This window comes from Oleiphilus sp. HI0043, assembly GCF_001634935.1.
Genome location: NZ_LWEY01001814.1, coordinates 1 through 1,096 on the forward strand (window position 1 = coordinate 1; position 1,096 = coordinate 1,096).

1 protein-coding gene is annotated in these 1,096 nt (G+C 43.7%); it reads right to left on the reverse strand.

Annotated elements, in window-relative coordinates:
* Positions 1-1,052 (reverse strand): histidinol-phosphate transaminase (gene hisC / locus A3729_RS27955; RefSeq protein ID WP_068634517.1); only part of this gene is annotated, 1,052 nt, incomplete at its 3' end.
* Positions 1,053-1,096: the final 44 nt, after the last annotated feature.

Genomic DNA, 1,096 nt, shown 5'->3' on the forward strand with positions numbered 1-1,096 from the left:
AGGAACGAGTTCATACCGTAATTCGCTACAGGGCGCACAATCACACCAAGCTTCAACAAGCGCTGATAAATTTCCATAGCATCAACACCCGTATCAAAGGTAATAAAGTTACCTTTTGACGGAATAAATTCTAGCCCGAGATGCTCAAGAGCAAGCGCCATCTGACACATCCCTTGAGCATTACACTCAACACTAGCCTTTAGGTAGGCATCATCTCTTAAAACAGCAGCTGCTGCGGCTAATGCTAAAGAATTGACATTAAACGGGTGCCGTACACGATTAAGGATATTCGCGATACCCGGATGAGAGACAGCATAGCCCACACGCAAAGAAGCCAACCCCCAAGCTTTGGAAAAGGTTCTAGTAACAATCAGATTTGTGTGCTTTTCGACAAGACCGATACCATCCGGAAAGTCTTCATCGGAAATGTATTCACAATAAGCTTCATCCAAAACAACAATCACTCGTTCCGGCACCTTGGCTAGAAACTCAAGCAAAAGATCTTTATTGATCGATGTCCCCGTTGGGTTATTCGGGTTAGCAATAAATATTAGTTTGGTTTTCTCAGAAATTCGCTCATACATTGCATCAAGGTCATGACCCCAATCTTTTGAGGGAGCTACAACAGCTTTAGCACCTACAGCCTGACAGGATATCGCATAAACTGCGAAGGCATATTCAGAGAAAATTACTTCAGAATCTCGATCAGAAAAACAACGAGTAATAATATCCAACAAGTCATTTGAGCCGTTGCCAAGCGTCATGCTCTCAAGGCTGATGTCATGCCCTTGAAATGACAGATACTCTTTTAAGGCATACTTTAGTTTATAGCCATTGCCATCAGGGTAACGACTTCCCTCAGCGAGCTCAGCTGAAATGGCTTGTTTTGCCAATTCACTCATACCCAGAGGATTTTCATTACTTGCCAGCTTTACAATATCGCTAATACCCAACTCTCGTTCTAGCTCGTCAATGGGTTTTCCGGGTTGATAAGGATGCAAAGCCTGGACAGGCGCTACAGCCAAACCTGAAAGCTGGTCAGATTTTTTCACTAGAGCACACCCACCGGGTAAGAACCGAGATGTTTAATTTCTAC